Source organism: Kocuria sp. U4B, from assembly GCF_054875615.1.
Genome location: NZ_CM142180.1, coordinates 2,957,269 through 2,976,304, shown reverse-complemented (window position 1 = coordinate 2,976,304; position 19,036 = coordinate 2,957,269). Strand labels below are relative to the sequence as shown.

19 protein-coding genes and 1 riboswitch are annotated in these 19,036 nt (G+C 73.6%); of the genes, 1 reads left to right on the top strand and 18 read right to left on the bottom strand.

All coding sequences use genetic code 11. The features are described from left to right. Window positions 1-53: 53 nt before the first annotated feature. From ACYSMR_RS13965 to ACYSMR_RS13955, 3 genes are all read right to left on the bottom strand, one after another. Complete coding sequence (locus ACYSMR_RS13965; protein WP_251333137.1) at window positions 54-395, bottom strand: YlxR family protein; 342 nt, start codon at window positions 393-395, stop codon at window positions 54-56. 258 nt (window positions 396-653) lie between these two features. Beyond that, window positions 654-1,634, bottom strand: coding sequence for a transcription termination factor NusA (gene nusA / locus ACYSMR_RS13960; RefSeq protein WP_251333136.1), 981 nt, complete (start codon window positions 1,632-1,634; stop codon window positions 654-656). A gap of 187 nt (window positions 1,635-1,821) precedes the next feature. Then, the gene (locus ACYSMR_RS13955) at window positions 1,822-2,340 is read right to left on the bottom strand and encodes a ribosome maturation factor RimP (RefSeq protein ID WP_251333135.1); all 519 of its coding nucleotides are present in this window, start codon (window positions 2,338-2,340) and stop codon (window positions 1,822-1,824) included. 108 nt (window positions 2,341-2,448) lie between these two features. Here ACYSMR_RS13955 and ACYSMR_RS13950 point away from each other — a divergent pair, with 108 nt between their 5' ends. Further along, a complete protein-coding gene (locus ACYSMR_RS13950) occupies window positions 2,449-3,429 on the top strand; it encodes a hypothetical protein (protein ID WP_461746021.1) in 981 nt (326 codons plus the stop codon). A 4-nt stretch (window positions 3,430-3,433) separates the two neighbouring features. On the opposite strand, the gene ACYSMR_RS13945 is transcribed toward ACYSMR_RS13950, so the two are convergent. The 15 genes from ACYSMR_RS13945 to frr all read right to left on the bottom strand — a co-directional run bounded on the left by ACYSMR_RS13945 (window position 3,434) and on the right by frr (window position 19,017). Beyond that, window positions 3,434-4,246, bottom strand: coding sequence for a sulfite exporter TauE/SafE family protein (locus ACYSMR_RS13945; RefSeq protein WP_374238481.1), 813 nt, complete (start codon window positions 4,244-4,246; stop codon window positions 3,434-3,436). 5 nt (window positions 4,247-4,251) lie between these two features. Continuing rightward, entirely contained in the window at window positions 4,252-6,051 is a 1,800-nt protein-coding gene (locus ACYSMR_RS13940) for a proline--tRNA ligase (RefSeq protein WP_461746018.1), read from the bottom strand. 159 nt (window positions 6,052-6,210) lie between these two features. Next, the gene (locus ACYSMR_RS13935; RefSeq protein ID WP_251333132.1) at window positions 6,211-7,065 is read right to left on the bottom strand and encodes a GNAT family N-acetyltransferase; all 855 of its coding nucleotides are present in this window, start codon (window positions 7,063-7,065) and stop codon (window positions 6,211-6,213) included. 18 nt (window positions 7,066-7,083) lie between these two features. Continuing rightward, the gene (gene ispG / locus ACYSMR_RS13930; protein ID WP_251333131.1) at window positions 7,084-8,250 is read right to left on the bottom strand and encodes a flavodoxin-dependent (E)-4-hydroxy-3-methylbut-2-enyl-diphosphate synthase; all 1,167 of its coding nucleotides are present in this window, start codon (window positions 8,248-8,250) and stop codon (window positions 7,084-7,086) included. Between the two features lie 161 nt (window positions 8,251-8,411). Beyond that, a complete protein-coding gene (locus tag ACYSMR_RS13925) occupies window positions 8,412-9,746 on the bottom strand; it encodes a M50 family metallopeptidase (RefSeq protein ID WP_461746015.1) in 1,335 nt (444 codons plus the stop codon). 204 nt (window positions 9,747-9,950) lie between these two features. Then, window positions 9,951-10,550, bottom strand: coding sequence for a methionine ABC transporter permease (locus ACYSMR_RS13920; protein WP_251333144.1), 600 nt, complete (start codon window positions 10,548-10,550; stop codon window positions 9,951-9,953). Between the two features lie 56 nt (window positions 10,551-10,606). Next, window positions 10,607-11,683: a methionine ABC transporter ATP-binding protein gene (locus tag ACYSMR_RS13915; RefSeq protein WP_461746013.1), complete on the bottom strand. Its 1,077-nt coding sequence runs from the start codon at window positions 11,681-11,683 to the stop codon at window positions 10,607-10,609. Further along, on the bottom strand, window positions 11,680-12,555 hold the full coding sequence (locus tag ACYSMR_RS13910; protein WP_251333128.1) for a MetQ/NlpA family ABC transporter substrate-binding protein: 876 nt from the start codon (window positions 12,553-12,555) through the stop codon (window positions 11,680-11,682). The genes ACYSMR_RS13915 and ACYSMR_RS13910 overlap by 4 nt, the downstream gene beginning before the upstream one ends. Before the next feature lie 101 nt (window positions 12,556-12,656). Continuing rightward, a riboswitch (SAM riboswitch) is annotated at window positions 12,657-12,777 on the bottom strand. A 45-nt stretch (window positions 12,778-12,822) separates the two neighbouring features. Beyond that, on the bottom strand, window positions 12,823-14,097 hold the full coding sequence (gene dxr, locus ACYSMR_RS13905; RefSeq protein ID WP_251333127.1) for a 1-deoxy-D-xylulose-5-phosphate reductoisomerase: 1,275 nt from the start codon (window positions 14,095-14,097) through the stop codon (window positions 12,823-12,825). Between the two features lie 99 nt (window positions 14,098-14,196). Further along, window positions 14,197-14,460 carry a GlsB/YeaQ/YmgE family stress response membrane protein gene (locus tag ACYSMR_RS13900; protein WP_251333126.1) on the bottom strand — a complete coding sequence of 88 codons (264 nt, stop codon included), beginning with the start codon at window positions 14,458-14,460 and terminating at the stop codon, window positions 14,197-14,199. A 222-nt stretch (window positions 14,461-14,682) separates the two neighbouring features. Continuing rightward, window positions 14,683-16,314 carry a solute symporter family protein gene (locus ACYSMR_RS13895; protein ID WP_461746010.1) on the bottom strand — a complete coding sequence of 544 codons (1,632 nt, stop codon included), beginning with the start codon at window positions 16,312-16,314 and terminating at the stop codon, window positions 14,683-14,685. Window positions 16,315-16,317: 3 nt separating this feature from the next. Beyond that, entirely contained in the window at window positions 16,318-16,698 is a 381-nt protein-coding gene (locus ACYSMR_RS13890; RefSeq protein ID WP_461746008.1) for a DUF485 domain-containing protein, read from the bottom strand. Between the two features lie 163 nt (window positions 16,699-16,861). Beyond that, window positions 16,862-17,482: a DivIVA domain-containing protein gene (locus ACYSMR_RS13885; RefSeq protein ID WP_461746006.1), complete on the bottom strand. Its 621-nt coding sequence runs from the start codon at window positions 17,480-17,482 to the stop codon at window positions 16,862-16,864. A 24-nt stretch (window positions 17,483-17,506) separates the two neighbouring features. Further along, the gene (locus ACYSMR_RS13880; protein ID WP_309126020.1) at window positions 17,507-18,460 is read right to left on the bottom strand and encodes a phosphatidate cytidylyltransferase; all 954 of its coding nucleotides are present in this window, start codon (window positions 18,458-18,460) and stop codon (window positions 17,507-17,509) included. Beyond that, window positions 18,460-19,017, bottom strand: a complete 558-nt coding sequence (frr, locus tag ACYSMR_RS13875) for a ribosome recycling factor (RefSeq protein ID WP_251333121.1) — start codon at window positions 19,015-19,017, stop codon at window positions 18,460-18,462. The genes ACYSMR_RS13880 and frr overlap by 1 nt, the downstream gene beginning before the upstream one ends. Window positions 19,018-19,036 lie beyond the last annotated feature (19 nt).

The window sequence follows — 19,036 nt, the reverse complement described above, 5'->3', positions numbered from 1 at the left end:
GGGGACGCGGGAGGCCGCTGGCAGAGCACAACGAAGCACTCATCGCTGGGCACTCATCGGTTTTCCATGGGTTCTCTGACTCGCTTTCCAGTTCCGACCCGCGAGGGGACGTGGTCTCCGGTCCGGTCGGACCGCGCGGGCTGCCGTCCGGGGACGGCCGTGGTCGGCACTCGTGCGCCCGGGCGCCGGGCCGTCCGCGAGGACAGCAGGGCGCCCAGTGCGGGGGCGATCCCCTCGGCGTCCACGGGTCCCCGGAACGCGCGCTGGAAGGCGCGCCGGCGCAGGGCCGTGTCCAGGCACTCGAGGGAGGGGTGGAGCCAGGCTCCACGACCGCCGAGGCGGCCGGTCCGGTCGAGGACGGCCCTGGGGCCGTTCCCGGACGTCTCGGTCGCCACACGTACGAGCTGGTCAGGGTGTTCGGTGGTCCGGCATCCGACGCACGTGCGGCGGGAGTCTGCACTCACTCGCGTCGTACTCCTCGTCTCGCGCCGGGACGCCGGAAACGCCCCGCGGCGCGCTCACCCGGCGCCGGACAGGGACCACCAACGGTCTGACCGCTGTCCAGTCTATCGCGGCGCGGCCCGGGGACCGAATCCGGGCGCGCGGGGGCGCCCCGGCGCGGGCGGCGGCCGGGGACCGGGGCGGAACGGGCGTCAGTCGCGGGCGGCGGCCTTGGACTCGGAGACTATGTCGATCCGCCACCCGGTGAGCTTGGCGGCGAGGCGGGCGTTCTGGCCCTCCTTGCCGATGGCCAGGGACAGCTGGGTGTCGGGCACGACGGCGCGGGAGGACCGGGCGCGCTCGTCGAGCACCTGCACCCGGGTGACCTTCGACGGGGACAGGGCGCTGGCGATGAACCGGGCGGGGTCCTCGGACCAGTCCACGATGTCGATCTTCTCGTCGTGCAGCTCGTTCATCACCGCGCGCACGCGGGAGCCCATCTCGCCGATGCACGCGCCCTTCGCGTTGATCCCCTGCTTGGTGGCGCGCACCGCGATCTTGGTGCGGTGCCCGGCCTCGCGGGCGATCGCCATGATCTCGACCGAGCCGTCGGCGATCTCGGGGACCTCCATCTCGAACAGCCGGCGCACCAGGTCCGGGTGCGAGCGGGAGAGCGTGATGGAGGGGCCCTTCATCCCGCGCTTGACCTCGACGACGAACGCGCGGATGCGGGCGCCGTGGGGGTACTTCTCGCCGGGGGCCTGCTCGTGCGGGGGCAGCACGCCCTCCACCGTCCCGAGGTCGACCTGCACCATGTGCGGGTTGTGGCCCTGCTGGATCTGCCCGGAGACGATCTCGCCCTCCCGGCCCTTAAAGTGCCCGAGCACGGCGTCGTCCTCGACGTCGCGCAGCCGCTGCAGGATGACCTGCCGGGCCGTGGACGCGGCGATCCGCCCGAAGCCGGCCGGGGTGTCGTCGAACTCCCCCACCGCGGTGCCGTCCTCGTCGAGCTCGGGCGCCCAGATGGTGACGTGGCCGGTCTTGCGCTCGATCTGCGCCCGGGCGCCCGGCAGCGCGCCGGGGGTCTTCTGGTAGGCCAGCAGCAGGGCCTGCTCGATGGTGGGGATGAGCAGGTCCACGGGGATGTCGCGCTCACGCTCCAGCAGTCGGAGGGTGCTCATATCGATGTCCATGTCCGGCCTTCCTCACTGTCGACCCCGGGGACGAAACAGCGCACCGTCACGGGGACGGAGCGCTGCCACGGGTCATGTTCGCACTGTTGTCGTTGCACTCGGTTGTCGTCGCACTGCCCACCGCGGCGCCGGGGGCGCGGCGGTGTCAACGGCACATCTTACACTCGCACCCGCGGCGGGCGGCCGCTCAGTCCGTGAACTCGACCTCGACCTTGGCGCGCCGCACGGCCTCGAACGCCCAGCGCTCGGGGTCCAGCAGGCGCGGCGGCATCCCCTTCTTGGCCTGGTGGCTGCGCTGCAGGACGACGCCGTCCTCGCCCACCTCCAGCAGCCGGGCCGTGAACTTCTCGCCCTCCACGGGCGTGACCCGCACGAGCCGGCCGACGGAGCGCCGCCAGTGCCGGGGCGCCACGAGCTCCCGGGTGGCGCCCGGCGAGGAGACCTCCAGCTCGTAGGCGGAGCCGGGCACGGGGTCGTCCCGGTCCAGGGCGTCGGACAGGGCGCGGGCGACCTCGGCGACCCGGTCCAGGTCCACGCTGTCGGTGCGGTCCTCGGGCAGGTCGACCAGCACCTGCAGGACCAGTCCCGTGCTGTTGGTCTTCAGGGCCACGTCCTCCAGGACGAGCCCCGCCTCCTCCACCACGGGGCCGAGCAGCTCGGCCAGTCGCTGGCGGTCGTCGGGTCCGGTGGTGCTGTGCTCGCTCACGGGGGCTCCTGCGGGGTCGGGACGGGCGGGGAACGGTCCTGGAAATCCTATGATGGACCCGGACCGCCGATTCCCCCATCCCGATTCCCGCCCCCCAGGAGCCGCCCGGTGACGCAGCGCCGCACGCCCGCCCGGTGGGCCCTGCCGGCCGTGCTGGCGCTCCTGCTCGGCAGCGGCGCCGCGGGCGGCTGGTGGCTCGAGGCCGGGCGCCCGGTGCCCGCGGACGAGCTCGCCCGGGCCGACGCCTGGCGGCGCACCGAGGCCCTGCTCGGCGGCCCGTCCCTGGCGGCGCTGGACGCGGAGCAGCAGGCCGCGGTGCGCGAGGACCTGCGGCGCCAGCTCGAGGCCCTCGCCCCGGCCCCCGGCGACCGCGCGGCGGCCGCGGCGCGGGAGCAGCGCCCGGGCGCACCGGCCGGCCCGGCGCCCGCGGTCCTGGCGGCCTCGGCCCGGACGCTGGCCGACGACGCCCTCGCGGTGGCCGATCCCGCCCTGGCCCGGGTGCTCGCCGCGGCCGCGGCCTCCCGCGCCACGACGGCCCGGCAGCTCGCGGGGCGGCCCGCCGCTCCCCTGCCCTCCGGCGCGCTGTGCGCCCCGGACGAGAGCACTGCGGACGAGGGCGCGACGGACGGGGGTGCGACGGACGGGGGTGTGACGGACCGCGGGAGGCCGGCGGCGGGCACCGTGCTGTGGTCGGCGCTGGACCGGGCCGGCTACGCCTTCGAGGCGCTGTCCGCGCGCGCCGAGCTCGCCCCGGCGGGATCCCCCTCGGCCGCGGCCCTGGACGACGCCGCCGCGCGGACCCGGCGGCTGCTCGCGGGCCCCGTCGCCCGCGGCGTGCTGGCGGCCGAGCCGGGCCTGCCGGCGGGCGCGTACGTGCTCCCGGACGGGGCCGCCGAGCACCCCGGTGCGGCCGCGGCGACGGCGGCGGCCGACGTGCAGGCCGCGGCCGCGCACGTGCTCGGCCACGCCGGGGCCGGGACGCGGTGCTGGGCGCTCGCCGCGCTCGAGCAGGCCGGCGGCGTGCGGGCGGGGCTCACGGGCGAGGTCGACGCCCTGCCGGGGATCGCCGGGAACGGCGCCGGGCCGTGACGGGTCAGGCCCCGCGCGCCACGTCGGCGCCGAGCTTGAGGATCAGCGCCGTGACGACCACGAGGAAGACCACCCGGATGAACCGGCTGCCCCGGGCGACCGCGGTGCGCGCCCCGAGGTAGCCGCCCACCATGTTGGACAGGCCCAGGGCCAGCCCCAGGCCCCACAGCACCGAGCCGTGGCCGACGAAGAACACCAGCGCGCCCACGTTGGTGGCGAGGTTGACGATCTTCGCCTTCGCGCTCGCCGCGAGGAAGCTGTAGCCGAGCAGCGTGATCATGGCGATGACGAGGAAGGAGCCCGTGCCCGGGCCCATCACCCCGTCGTAGACGCCGATCACCGTCCCGATCACCATCGCGGTGCCGTAGTGGCGGGCCCCGCTGTGGCGCAGCTCGGTGAGCTGGCCGACGGTGGGCTGGGCCACCGTGAACAGCAGCACGGCGGCCAGGGCCGCCAGGATGATCGGGCGGAACACCTCCTCCGGCAGGGAGGCCGCGAGCGCCGCCCCGCCGAAGCTTCCGGCCAGCGCGACCCCGGCCATGGGCAGGGCGGTGCGCAGGTCCGGGGAGGTGCGCCGGTAGTAGGTCAGCGCGCTCGTGGCGGTGCCGAAGACGGAGCCCATCTTGTTGGTGGCCAGCGCCTGGACCGGGCTGATCCCGGGCACCATGAGCACCACGGGCAGTTGCAGCAGCCCGCCGCCGCCCACGACGGCGTCGACGAACCCGGCGGCGAGGCCGGCCACGACGAGCAGCGCCACGACGCCGGGGTCGACCTGCTCCAGGCCCGAGGTCCCCGGCCAGGCCCCGAGCAGCTCCACGGGGCTCAGCCGCGCACGGCGGCGGCCACGGTCGCCGCCACGCCCTCGCGGGGGACGTCCTGGGCGACGCCGCCGGCGCGGTCCTTGAGCTCGAGGACGCCGTCCTTGAGCCCGCGGCCCACCACCAGGACGGTGGGCACGCCGAGCAGCTCGGCGTCGCCGAACTTCACGCCCGGGGAGACCTTGGGGCGGTCGTCGAAGAGGACCTCGAGGCCCTCGGCCTCGAGCTCGGCCACGATCCGCTCGGCCTCCTCGAGCACCTCGGCGCCCTTGCCGGTGGCGACCACGTGGACGTCGGCCGGGGCGACCTGGCGGGGCCAGATCAGGCCCCTGTCGTCGTGGTAGGCCTCGGCCAGGGCGGCGACGGCGCGGGTGACGCCGATGCCGTAGGAGCCCATCGTCACCGTGACGAGCTTGCCGTTCCGGTCCAGGACCTTCAGCCCGAGCGCCTCGGCGTACTTGCGACCGAGCTGGAAGATGTGGCCCATCTCGATGCCGCGGGCGGCCTCGAGGGGCCCGGAGCCGTCGGGGGCGGGGTCGCCCGCGCGGACCTCGGCGCACTCCACGACGCCGTCCCAGGTGAAGTCGCGCCCGGCCGTGAGGTCGTAGACGTGCTTGCCGGCCACGTTGGCGCCGGTGACCCAGCGGGTGCCGCGGACCACGCGCGGGTCCACGAAGTAGCTGATGCCGGTGGCGGACTCCTCGCCGAGCAGGGCCTGGTCCGGGCTCAGCCCGGGACCGATGTAGCCCTTGACGAGCTGCGGGACGGCCGCGAGGTCGGCCTCCCCGGCGGCCTCGACCACGAGCTCGCCGGCGATGCCGAGCAGGGCGCCGATCCCGGCCTCGACCCGCTTGAGGTCGACGGCGCGGTCGCCGGGCAGGCCGACGGCCACGAGACGGCGTTCGCCCTCGGGCAGCACGACGACGAGGACGACGTTCTTCAGGGTGTCGGCGGCGGTCCAGGGGCCCTCGGGGCGGGGGTGCAGCTCGTTGGAGCGCTCGACGAGGGTGTCGATGGTGGTGCTGTCGGGGGTCTCCAGGACGCGGGCCTCGGGCGCGGCGGCGACGTCGAGCTCGTCGGGCACCACGGTGGTGACCGCCTCGACGTTGGCCGCGTAGCCGCCGGCCGAGCGCACGAACGTGTCCTCGCCGATCTCGGTGGGGTGCAGGAACTCCTCGGAGCGGGACCCGCCCATGGCCCCGGACTGCGCCGAGACGGCCACGACCGGCAGGCCGAGGCGCTCGAAGATCCGCAGGTAGGCCCCGCGGTGGGCGGCGTAGGACTCGTCGAGCCCGGCGTCGTCGACGTCGAAGGAGTAGGAGTCCTTCATGATGAACTCGCGGCCGCGCAGCAGCCCGGCCCGGGGGCGGGCCTCGTCCCGGTACTTGTTCTGGATCTGGTAGAGGGTGACCGGCAGGTCCTTGTAGGAGGAGTACAGGTCCTTGACGAGCAGGGTGAACATCTCCTCGTGCGTGGGCGCGAGGAGGTAGTCGGCGTCCTTGCGGTCCTTGAGCCGGAAGAGGTTCTCGCCGTACTCGGTCCACCGGTTGGTGACCTCGTAGGGCTCGCGCGGCAGCAGGGCCGGGAAGTGGACCTCCTGGGCGCCGATCGCGTCCATCTCCTCCCGCACGATCCGCTCGACCTTCCCGAGCACCCGCAGCCCCATCGGCAGCCAGGTGTAGACCCCGGGGGCGGCCCGGCGGATGTAGCCGGCGCGCACGAGCAGCTTGTGGCTGTCCACCTCGGCGTCGACGGGGTCTTCGCGGAGGGTCCGCAGGAACAGGGAGGAGAGGCGCAGCGCCACGAGGGCTCCGTTTCTCCCGGGGAGCGCGGCGAGGTGCTGCCGGGCCCGGGGCGTCGTGGGGTGGGGCGCCGGGGGCGCCGGGAACTGCGCTCAAATCTACACCCCCGGCACCGGCCCCCGTGCCGCGTCCCGGGACGGGCCGGGCGGTCCGGGCGGGCCTCAGAGCAGGACCGTGGCGAACGTCCCGACCCGCTCGAAGCCCACGCGCCGGTAGGTGGCGAGGGCCGGGGTGTTGTAGTCGTTGACGTAGAGGCTCACCACGGGGGTGTGCCGGCGGGCCAGCCGCACGGCCGCGGCCATGCAGGGCACGGCGAGGCCCTCCCCCCGGCGCGCGGGATCGACCCACACGCCCTGCACCTGCGCGACCCCGCGGGCCACGGAGCCCAGGTCGGCCTTGAACACGACGCGGCCGGACCCGTCGGTGAGCACCAGGCACCGCCCGGACTCGACGAGCCCGCGGACGCGTTCGCGGTAGCTGCGGTCCCCGCCCGTGTACGGGGAGTAGCCGACCTCCTCCTCGAACATGGCGGCGCTCGCGGGCAGGACGGCGGGCAGGTCCGCGGCCGTCGCCTCCCGCACCCCCGGGTGCGGCTCCGGGGCGGGGTCGTGGTCGATGGCCAGCAGCGGCTGGACGGGCCGGACGTCGAAGGGCCGCGGCCAGGAGCCCTGGAGCCGGGACCACAGGCCCAGGACCAGCTCGGCGGGGCCGAAGACGGACGCGTGCCGGGACCCGCCCCGGCGCAGGTGCCCGGCGACGAGGTCGAGGCCGGCCTCGTCGAGGGCCACGGGCACGACGTTGGTGCCGACCCAGCAGGCGCCGGTCAGCTCGCCGCCGGGGCCCGCGGTCCCCACGACCGGCGGCACCCGGGAGCCCGTGCCGGTCCGGTACGCCGCGACGTGCGCGGCCACGAAGGCGTGGGCGACCGGGTCGGCGTCGAGCAGCCGGTCGAGCCCGGCGGGGTCGACCTCGCCCGCCGGCACGAGCCGCGGCGCCGTCCTCCCGTGCGTCCTCACGCCCGCGTCACCGGCCCGTCAGCCGACGGACACGACGGGGCTGCCCGCTGCGGGCTCCCCGTCCTCGTCGGCGGCCATCTCGGCGGCGATGCGGTTGGCCTCCTCGATGAGGGTCTCCACGATCCGGTCCTCCGGCACGGTCTTGACGACCTCGCCCTTGACGAAGATCTGGCCCTTGCCGTTGCCGGAGGCCACGCCGAGGTCGGCCTCGCGGGCCTCGCCCGGGCCGTTGACGACGCAGCCCATGACGGCCACGCGCAGCGGGACCGTGAGCCCCTCGAGGCCCTCGGTCACCTGCTCGGCGAGGGTGTAGACGTCCACCTGGGCGCGTCCGCACGAGGGGCAGGAGACGATCTCGAGCTTGCGGGGGCGCAGGCCGAGGGACTGCAGGATCTGGTTGCCGACCTTGACCTCCTCGACGGGCGGGGCCGAGAGGGACACGCGGATGGTGTCGCCGATGCCCTGCGAGAGCAGCGCGCCGAAGGCGGTGGCGGACTTGATGGTGCCCTGGAACGCGGGCCCGGCCTCGGTCACGCCCAGGTGCAGCGGCCAGTCCCCGCGCTCGGCGAGCAGCTGGTAGGCGCGCACCATGGTGACGGGGTCGTTGTGCTTGACGGAGATCTTGAAGTCGTGGAAGTCGTGCTCCTCGAACAGGGACGCCTCCCACACGGCGGACTCCACGAGGGCCTCCGGGGTGGCCCGGCCGTACTTGTCCATGATCCGCTTGTCGAGGGAGCCCGCGTTGACGCCGATCCGGATGGAGACCCCCGCGTCCTTGGCCTCCCGGGCGATCTGCTTGACCTGGTCGTCGAACCTGCGGATGTTGCCCGGGTTCACGCGCACGCCCGCGCACCCGGCCTCGATGGCCGCGTACACGTACTTGGGCTGGAAGTGGATGTCCGCGATCACCGGGATCGGGGACTTCATCGCGATGATCGGCAGGGCGTCGGCGTCGTCCTGGGAGGGGCAGGCCACCCGGACGATGTCGCACCCGGAGGCGGTGAGCTCGGCGATCTGCTGCAGGGTCGCGTTGATGTCGGTCGTGGGGGTGGTCGTCATGGACTGCACGCTCACCGGCGAGTCGGAGCCGACGCCCACGGACCCGACCCGGATCTGCCGGGTCCTCCGGCGCGGGGACAGGACGGGCTGGGGCGCGGCGGGCATGCCGAGGCTGACCGGGGTCAAGGGGTTCCTCCGAGGAATCGAGGGCAGGAGCGGTGGGGTCGGGACCCGCGCGGCGGGCCCGTCGTCGTCTCCCATTGTGCCCCATGCCCCCGCGGCCCACCCGGGCGGCGGGGCGTGATTCCTCCCTCGCCGAACGCCGCGGCCCGCTCGGGCCCCGGGGCTCAGAAGAGCTGCACGGGCTTGACGATGTCCGCGTAGACGAGCAGCACGGACATCCCGACCATCAGCGCGGCCACGGCGTACGTCAGGGGCAGCAGCCGGGCGGGGTCGAAGGGGCCGGGGTCGGCGCGCCCGAGCAGACGGGCGCCCCCGCGGCGCAGCGCCTCCCACAGCGCCCCCGCCACGTGCCCGCCGTCCAGCGGCAGCAGGGGCAGGAGGTTGAACACGAACAGGGCCAGGTTCACCGAGCCCACGAGCCCCACGAGGGAGGCGGCCTTGTCCCGCACCGCGATCTCCTCGTGCGCGGCGATCTCCCCGGAGATCCGGCCGATGCCGACCACGGAGATCGGCCCGTCGGGGTCCCGGGGCGCGTCGGAGAACGCCGCCTCGGCCACCTCGTAGACGCGCTGGGGCAGGTGCAGGACCACGCCGGCGATCTGCTCGAGCCCGTCGAGCACCGCGCCGGGGACCGCGCTCGCCGGCTGGCGGACCATCTCGGTGGTGGGGCTGATCCCGACGAACCCGACGTCCTCGTAGAGCGGTTCGCCGTCGTCGCCGGTGGCGGGGGCTCCGGTGTCGTCGAGGGCGGGCCGCGACGAGAGGATCGGGGTGATCGTGGTGCGCACCGTCGCGCCGTCGCGCTCGACGACGACGGGGACCGGCTCCCCGGCCCGGTCCCGGATCCGCCGGGTGAGCTCGTCCCACGAGGCGACCGGGGCGCCGGCGAGGGCCGTGACGACGTCCCCGGGGCGCAGCCCGGCGGCGTTCGCGGGGGCCTGCGGGTCCCCGGCCCCGCACTCGGTCTGCCCCGTGGCCTGGCGCTCGGCGGGCACGACGCACTCCGAGACCCAGGCGACGGTCGTGGTGGGCGTCGCGACGCCGAAGCCCATCAGCAGCACCGCGAGGCAGACCGTGCCGAGGAGCAGGTTCATCACGGGCCCGCCGAGCATGATCACGATCCGCTTCGCGACCGGCAGGCGGTAGAAGACCCGCTGCTCGTCGCCGGGCAGCAGCTGGTCGGCGGCGGCGCCGCGGGCCTCGGCGGCGAGCTGCTGGAACGTCCCGGTGCTCGAGGCGCGGGCCGTGGCGCCCTGCCGCGCGGGCGGGTACATGCCGACCATCGAGATGTAGCCGCCCAGCGGCACCGCCTTGAGCCCGTACTCGGTCTCGCCGCGGCGGCGGGAGAAGACGGTGCGCCCGAAGCCGATCATGTACTGGGTGACGCGCACGCCGAAGAGCTTGGCGGGCACGAGGTGGCCGAGCTCGTGCAGGGCGATGGACACCGCGATGGCGAGGGCGGCCAGCAGCACGCCCACGAGGAACAGCACGACGCCCATCCGTCGGACCTCCGGGTTTCGTCGGTGGTCCCCGGCGGGCGCCGGGGACGGTCGGGGGCCGTGCGCGGCACGGCGTGCACCAGTGTGCCCCACGATCCTGGACGGCGCGTGGCAGCCCGGCCCGGCGCGGGCCGCGGGACGACGGCGGCCGGCCGCCTCCCGCAGGAGGCGACCGGCCGTCGTGGCGCGCCGGGGGCCGGAGGGTCAGCGGCGCAGGATGCGGCGGGCCAGCCGGTTGCCCAGGACCTGCACGAGCTGGACCAGGACGACGATCACGGCGACCGCGGCCCAGGTGACCTCGTCGTTGAACCGCTGGTAGCCCAGGCGCAGGGCGAAGTCGCCCAGGCCGCCGGCGCCGATGGCCCCGGCCATCGCGGACATGTCCGTGATGCCGATGACGAGGAACGTGTAGCCGAGCACCAGGGGCCCCAGGGCCTCCGGCAGGATCACGGTGGTGATGATCCGCCCGCGGGAGACCCCCATGGAGCGCGCCGCCTCGACGACGCCGGGGTCCACGCTCATCAGGTTCTGCTCGACGATGCGGGCGACCGCGAACATCGCCCCGATGGTCATGGCGAAGATCGCCGCGTTGGGGCCCAGGCGGGTCCCCACGACGTCCTCGGTGACCGGGCCGAGGGCGGCCAGCAGGATGATGAACGGGATCGGGCGCACGAAGTTCACCACGAGGTTGAGCGCCTCGTGGACCGCACGGTTCTCCAGGATGTTGCCCCGGCGGGTCACGTAGAGCCCCACGCCGGCGAGCAGGCCGAGCACGCCGGCGAGGATCAGGGTGACGGACACCATGTAGAGGGTCTCCCCGAGCGCGGCGAGCAGCTCGGGTCCCAGGACGGACCAGTCGTTCACGCGGCCACCTCTCTCAGGGTCGTGATGCGGGACAGCTCGTCGACCACGTCCTGCACGGCCGCGTCCGCGCCCGTCAGCTCGAAGGTCAGCGACCCGAAGGACTGCTCCTGGAGCACGCTGATCCCGCCGTAGGCGATGGTGAAGCGCACGCCGCGGGAGGCGCCGTCGGAGAGCACCCCGCCGATGTCCACGCCGTCGCCGACGTCGACGATCACCAGGCGCCCGCGGTGGGTGCGGCGCAGCCGCTCGACCTCGCGGGCGTCGGGCACCGAGTGCAGCACGGAGGAGACGAAGCGCCGCGCGGTCTCGGTGCGGGGGCGGGCGAAGATGTCCACGGTGGACCCGTGCTCCACGACCTTGCCGTCCTGCATGACGGCCACCCGGTCGGCGATCGCCCGCACGACGTCCATCTCGTGGGTGATGAGCACGATGGTGATGCCGAGCTCCTGGTTGACCCGCTGCAGCACCTGCAGCACCTCCTGGGTCGTCTCGGGGTCGAGGGCCGAGGTGGACTCGTCGGCCAGCAGCAGCTTGGGGTTGGTCGCCAGGGCCCGGGCGATGCCCACGCGCTGCTTCTGCCCGCCCGAGAGCTGCTCCGGGTAGTTGCCCGCGCGCGCGGAGAGCCCCACGAACTCGAGCAGCTCCGCCACCCGCGCCCGGCGCTTCTCCTTGGGCCAGCCGGCCCGCTTGAGCGGGTACTCGACGTTGCCGGCCACGGTCCGGGAGGTGAAGAGGTTGAACTGCTGGAAGATCATGCCGATCTCCCGCCGCACGGGCGCCAGCTCGGTCTCGCTGCGCCCGGCCACCTCGAAGCCCTGCACGGTCAGGGAGCCCGAGGTCACGGGCTCGAGGCCGTTGATCAGGCGCACGAGGGTGGACTTGCCGGCGCCGGAGTAGCCGATCACCCCGAAGATCTCGCCGCGGCGGATCTCCAGGGAGACGCTGTCCACCGCGGTCACCTCGCGCCGGGCGCGGGCGGGCCCCGTCACGAAGGTCTTGGTCACGTCCTGGAAGCGGACGACGACGTCGCCGTCCCCGGACGGGACCGGGCCCGGTCCGACCGGCGCGGTCACTTCTGGAGGTCCTCGGCGTACCGGTCGACGACCTCGATCAGCTGCTCCTGCGGGACGTCCTGGGACACGGCGGTGTTCTTGGTCTCCGCCTGCTCGGCCGCCAGCACGGAGTCCGTGTGGAACAGGTCCGCGACCTGGTGCAGGGTCTCGTCGTCCTTGTTGGCGCCGGTGGCGGCGAAGAAGTTCACGTAGGGCAGGGCGTTGTCGGTGTCCTCGCCGTCGGAGTACAGCGCCGAGTTGGGGTCGATGTCGGCGCGGGACAGGAAGGTGTTGTTGACCACGGCGCCCGCGGTGGAGCTCAGGGACAGCACGGTCTGCTCCGCCGACACCGGGGTGACCTTGACCTTCGAGGCCTCGGTGTCGACGTCCAGCTCGGACGGCGCGGTGGTCTCGGAGGTGAACTCGACGAGCCCGGCGGACTCGAGCAGCAGGAGGGCGCGGGCGAGGTTGATCGCGTCGTTGGGGACCGCGATCTCGTCGCCCTGCTGGATCTGCTCCAGGGAGTCGTAGCGCTCGGAGTACAGGCCCAGCGGGTAGATGGAGGTGGACCCGATCGGGACGATGTCCTCGCCCGAGTTGTTCCGGTAGTCGGCGAGGAACGCCCCGTGCTGGAACCAGTTCATGTCCAGGTCGCCGCTGGTGAGGGCCGCGTTGGGCTGGTTGTAGTCGGTGAACTCCACGAGCTCGACCTCCACGCCCGCGGCCTCGGCCTCCTTGAGGAAGGCCTCGTGCACCTGGGTGCGGCCGTCGGTGCCGATCTTGATGACGCCGTCGTCGTAGGGCGCGGCGGCCTGCTCGGCCCCGCCGCAGGCGGTGAGGGTCAGGCCGAGGGTCGTGGCCAGGGCGATGAGGGGGAGGCGCTGCGATCGCATGTCGTGCCTTTCCGTGGATCCGGGTCTCGAGGTGTCGGCGCCAGGGCTCGGGGCGGCGCTGCGGTCCCGGGCGGGCACGCGCAGGGACCTGCGGGCCGGGTGGGCCGTACTTGCCGCCGTCTGCTTCGTCGAGCCGTGGCCGGATGGTTCCATCTGGGGCACCCCGCTACGGGAGAGGGTTGCCGCCCAGCAAGCCAGAGCTTCGCGCTGGGACTCGTCATCCGCCCGACAGACTAGCACGGGGCGCCCGGCCGCCGCCGCGTGCGCTCAGCGCGCGAGCAGCTCCTGGGCGCGGCGGCGCGCCCACCGCTCGGCCTCCAGCACGGCCTCCAGATCGGGCCGCGCGACCCCCTCGTGCTCCCCGAGCACGGCCTCCACAGTGCCGACGATGGCGGGGAAGCGGATGCGCCCGTCGTGGAAGGCGTGCACCGCCTCCTCGTTCGCGGCGTTGAACACGGCGGGGTGGGTCCCGCCGCGCTCCCCCGCGGCCTTGACGAGGTCCACGGCCGGGAACGCCTCCCGGTCCAGCGGCTCGAACGTCCACTGCGCGGCGCGCGTCCAGTCGCACGGCACCGCCGCCCCGGGCACGCGGTGCGGCCACGCCAGGCCCAGGGCGATGGGCAGGCGCATGTCGGGGGGCGAGGCCTGGGCGATCGTGGAGCCGTCCACGAACTGGACCATCGAGTGCACCACCGACTGGGGGTGGACGACCACGTCGATGCGCTCCAGCGGGACGTCGAAGAGCAGGTGGGCCTCGAGCACCTCGAGCGCCTTGTTGACCATGGACGCGGAGTTGGTGGTGACCATCAGCCCCATGTCCCACGTCGGGTGGCGCAGCGCCTCCTGCGGGGTCACGGCCTCGAGCTGGGCGCGGGTGCGGCCCCGGAACGGTCCGCCCGACGCCGTGAGCACGAGCCGGTCGACCTCGGCGCCCGTGCCGCTGCGCAGGGCCTGGGCCAGCGCCGAGTGCTCGGAGTCGACGGGGATCAGCGCGTCGGGGTCGCCGGTCGCGGCGGCGGCCTCCTTCACCAGCGGACCGCCGGCGATCAGGGACTCCTTGTTGGCCAGCGCGAGCTTGTGCCCCGCGCCCAGCGCCGCGAGCGTGGGGGCGAGGCCGATGGAGCCGGTGATCCCGTTGAGCACGAGGTCGGCGTCCGGGTGGGCGGCCACGGCCGCGGCGGCGCCGGGCCCGTGCAGCACCTCGGGACGGTAGCTGCCCTCCCCCGCGGCGGCGGCCCGCTCGCCGATCAGCCGGGCCAGCCGGGCGGCGTCGTCGCCGCCGCCGCTGGTGGCGACCACGGCGGCGCGGGTCTCGACGGCCTGCTCGGCCAGGAGCTCGAGGCTGCGGCGCCCCGCGGCGAGGGCGACGACCGTGAACGGCCCGTCCCCGCCGAGCCCGCGGGCGGCACGGACGACGTCGAGGGCCTGGGTGCCGATGGAGCCCGTCGAGCCGAGCACCACCACGCGGCGGGGGCCCGCGGCGGCGAGGGCGCGCAGCTCGGGGGTCGGACGGGTGCGGGGCGGGGCGGCGGGGGACGTCATGGCCCCAGTATCCCCCAGGCCCCGTCGCCGGCCCGGGACGACGACGGGGCCCCGCCCACCGGTGCCGGTGGGCGGGGCCCCGCGCGAAGGGGTCGGGCGTCAGTGGCGCCGGCGGCCGCTGACGGCCCCCCAGATGAAGAGCACGATGAGCGCGCCCACGACGGCAGTGATGATGGTGCCGATGTCGAACGCGGACTCCAGGTCGCCGATGCCGATGAGCGAGCCCAGGAAGCCGCCGACCAGGGCGCCGACGATGCCGAGGACGATCGTGACGATGATTCCGCCGCCCTGGTTGCCCGGCATGATGAGCTTCGCGAGAGCACCCGCGATGAGGCCGAGGATGATCCAGCTGATGATTCCCATGACTACTCCTATTCCATCCCGGAGGGACTGTCATTGTAGGCAACCGGAGAGTTTCCCAGGAATACCCTGGGTCCGGCTTCTCCTTCACCCTACCTGATGCTCAGTCTCCTGTCTTTTTCCGATCGCAATACTACCGCTCCCCGGCTGGGAACGCAGCCGGCCCGCCGGAAGCAGGGCTTCGGGCGGGCCGGGCGTCTTCCCTGGTGGGAGCGGGGTCCGGGGTCAGTGGCTGATCGCCTTCTCGGCCCCGACGCCGGTGAGCGAGCGGACCTCCATCTCGGACTGCTTGACCGGGTCCTCCAGGCGCCGCTCCGTCATGGAACCGATGAAACCGAGGAGGAAGGACGCGGGGATCGAGACGATGCCCGGGTTCTGCAGCGGGAACCACGCGAAGTCCGCGGTGGGGATCATCGAGGTCTCCGCCCCGGACATCACCGGGGAGAAGATGATCAGGCCCACCGAGATGAACAGCCCGCCGTACATCGACCACACGGCGCCGCGGGTGGTGAAGCGCTTCCAGTACAGGGAGTACAGGATCGTCGGCAGGTTCGCCGAGGCCGCCACCGCGAAGGCGAGGGCCACGAGGAACGCCACGTTCTGGCCCTGGGCGCCGATGCCGCCGGCGATGGAGACGAGGCCGATGACCACCACGGTGGTCTTGGCGACCTTGAGCTCCTTGCGCGGGTCCGCGTCGCCCTTCTTGATCACGCTGGTGTAGATGTCGTGGGCGAAGGAGGCCGAGGCCGTGATGGCCAGGCCGGCGACCACGGCCAGGATCGTGGCGAAGGCCACGGCCGCGATGATGCCCATCAGCAGGGACCCGCCCAGCTCGAAGGCCAGCAGCGGTGCTGCGGAGTTCACCCCGCCGGGGGCGGCGGCGATGCGCTCGGCGCCGATCAGGGCGGCGGCGCCGAAGCCCAGGATGAGGGTGAAGAGGTAGAACAGGCCGATCAGGGCGATCGCCCAGACCACGGACTTGCGGGCCTCCTTGGCGGTGGGGACCGTGTAGAAGCGCATCAGCACGTGGGGCAGGCCCGCGGCGCCGAAGACCAGGGCGAGGCCCAGGGAGATGAAGTCGAGCTTGCTGGTCTCGCTCACGCCGTACCGCAGGCCGGGCTCGAGGATGGCGGGGTTGCCGGAGACGGCCACGGCGTCGCCCAGCAGGGAGGAGAGGTTGAACCCGTACAGCGCGAGGATCCACACGGTCATCACCGCCACACCGGTGACGAGCAGGCAGGCCTTGATGATCTGCACCCAGGTGGTGCCCTTCATCCCGCCCACGAGCACGTAGAGGATCATCAGCACGCCCACGATGACGATGACGAGCGACTGGCCCACCCGGGAGCTGATCCCGAGCAGCAGCGACACCAGCGCGCCGGCGCCGGCCATCTGGGCCAGGAGGTAGAAGGCGGAGACCGCGAGCGTCGAGATGGACGCGGCCACGCGCACGGGCCGCTGGCGCAGGCGGAAGGACAGCACGTCCGCCATGGTGAACTTGCCGGTGTTGCGCAGCAGCTCGGCGATGAGCAGCAGCGCCACCAGCCAGGCGACCAGGAAGCCGATGGAGTACAGGAACCCGTCGTAGCCCTGGACGGCGATCGCGCCCACGATCCCGAGGAAGGACGCCGCCGAGAGGTAGTCGCCGGCGATGGCCAGGCCGTTCTGGGTGCCGCTGAAGCCGCGGCCGCCGGCGTAGTAGTCCGCGGCGGTCTGCGTCGACTTGGAGGCGCGGAAGACCACGATCATCGTGACCAGGACGAACGCCCCGAAGATGGAGATGTTGATCCACGGCGTGCCGACCGTCTCGGTCGGCGCCGTCGCCATGGGCGCGAGCGCGGTGAGCTGGTGGTGCATCGGTCAGTTCTCCTGTCCGTGGACGCCGCCGGCGGGCCGGGCGCGGGACTCGAGGTCCTCGCGGATGGCGGTGGCCTTGGGGTCGAGCTTGCGGTTGGCGAAGGACACGTACGCGCCCGTGATCGCGAAGGTCGTCACGAACTGGAGCAGGCCCAGGATGACGCCGAGGTTGACGTTGCCGAAGACCCGGATGGCGAACAGGTCCGGGGCGTACATGGCGAGCACCACGTACAGCAGGTACCAGACCAGGAACGCGACGGCGAGCGGGAAGACGAAGCCGCGGTGGGTCCTCCGCAGCTCCTGGAACTCGGGAGACCGCTGAGCGGCCTGGAAATCGACACCGGCGGCGGGATCCGCAGCACCGACGTGTGGCTGGTGGGACATGGGCTTCCTCCTCATGTGATGCACACCACAGTAGGCTGTTGTATGCACAGCGGCAAGAAGAAATGCCGAGAATTGCCGCTCCGAGGCCTGAATGTGACTGCGGTGCCCACTTCTGGACGTTCCCGGCTCCAGCCTGTATACACAGACGGCGCGGTCGGCGGGTTCAGCGCAGGGCGAGGAGGAGTTCGACCGCCCGGTCGAGGAAGGCGTCCACCTGCTGCTCCTCGTAGCCGCGCTCGCCGTGGGCGGAGGGGAAGACGGCCCGGCGCAGCGCCGAGGGCTCCAGGGTCCCGCCGCCCTCGAGGTGCTCGGCGAGGCGTTCGCACAGGACGTCCACGTGGGCGGCGGAGTAGCCGCGCGCCCGGGCGCGGGAGGGGCGGCGGAAGCGGCGGGTCCGGGGGCGCTCGAGCCGTCCCCGCAGGAGCGCGGCGAGCCCGTCGAGGTACTGGTGCCAGGCCTCGGCGCCGTGCGCGCCCAGGAAGAGGTCGCGTTCGAGGGCGGCGAGGGCGTCCTCGGCCGCGTCCAGGGCCTCGTCGACGGCCCCGGGGCGGTAGCCGCCGCGGGCGCGGTCGAAGACGGCGGTCCGCACGTGCCTGCTGCCGGCCTCCGCGGGGTCCCGCGCCGGGGTGGCGGCCGGTCCCCCGGCGGGGGGAGGGCCCGCCAGGCGGGCGTGCACGGCGGCGAGGAGCGCGTCGACCTGGTCGGCGGCGTAGCCCCACTGCGCCGCCCCGCAGCGGGGGAACCGGCCGGGGGGCGGGACCTCGGCGGAGGGTTCGGGGGTCATGGTCTCGGGTGCTCGCGGGCGGGGTCAGGCACGCGCCGCGAACAGCTCGAAGAGCAGGTACCCGGCGGGCACGGCGAAGAGGATCGAGTCGATCCGGTCCATCACGCCCCCGTGGCCGGGCAGCAGGGTGCCCATGTCCTTGATGCCCAGCTCGCGCTTGACCATGGACTCGGCGAAGTCCCCCAGCGTCGCGGCGAGCACGAGCACGACCGCGAGGAGGGCGCCCTCCCACCACGCGTGGTCGAGCAGCAGCACCGCGCACAGCACGCCGATCACCACCGACCCGCCGAGGGAGCCGGCGAAGCCCTCCCAGGACTTCTTCGGGCTGATCCGCGGCGCCATGGGGTGGCGGCCCCAGATCACTCCCACGGCGTAGCCGCAGGTGTCGGAGCCGACGGCCAGCAGGATGACGGTCAGCACCTTCAGGGGCCCGGCGTCCGTGTGGTAGAGCAGCAGCGCGATGCTGAGCAGGAACCCCACCCAGAGGAGGGCGAAGACCGAGCCCATGATGGACAGGATCATCCCGTCCCGGCGGCCGAGGGCGCGCCACACGATCACGAGCGTCAGGCCCACGACCACGGCGATCATGAGCGCCTCGCCCTCGCCGTAGAAGGCCGCGAGGGGCATGAGCACCCCGGCGGTCACCGCGGGCACGCGCGGGATGGCGATGTCCCGGAAGCGCAGCGAGCGGCCGACCTCCCAGACCCCGATCCCCGCGGCCGCTCCGGCGAGCAGGGCCAGGACCACGGGCTGGGCGAACAGGCCGAGGAGCAGCGTGCCGATGAGCACCACGGCCACGCCGATGGCGGCCGGCAGGTTGCGGCCGGCCCGCGAGGGGGCCGTGTGCCGGCGCTCCCGGCGCCCGCGGCGCGGCGCGGGCGCCGGGACGGCGGAGAGGTCGGCACGTGGGGAGAAGGCCTCCCCGGCGGGTCCCGGGGAAGCCTTCGTCTCCTGGTGCGGTCGCGACGGGTCGGACATCAGACCTGCAGCAGCTCCGCTTCCTTGTTCTTGAGCAGCTCGTCGATCTGCTCGATGTGCTTCTTCGTCACGGCGTCGAGGTCCTTCTCCGCGCGCTTGCCCTCGTCCTCGCCGATCTCCCCGTCCTTGACGGACTTCTCGATCAGGTCCTTGGCGTGACGGCGGATGTTGCGCACGGACACGCGGCCCTCCTCGGCCTTGTGCCCGACGATCTTCACGTACTCCTTGCGGCGCTCCTGCGTGAGCTCCGGCATGACGACGCGGATGACGTTGCCGTCGTTGGCCGGGTTCGCCCCGATGTCCGAGTTGCGCAGGGCCTTCTCGATGTCGTTGAGGGCCGATCGGTCGTACGGGGTGATGAGCAGGGTGCGGGCCTCGGGGTTCTGGAAGGACGCGAGCTGCTGCAGCGGGGTGGGGGTGCCGTAGTACTCGACCAGCACGCTGGAGAACAGCGAGGGGTTGGCGCGCCCCGTGCGGATGGCGGCGAAGTCGTCCTTGGCGGCGTCGACGGCCTTGGCCATCTTGGTCTTCGCTTCGGACAGGATCTCTGAGATCACGCAAGGCTCCTTCGTGGTG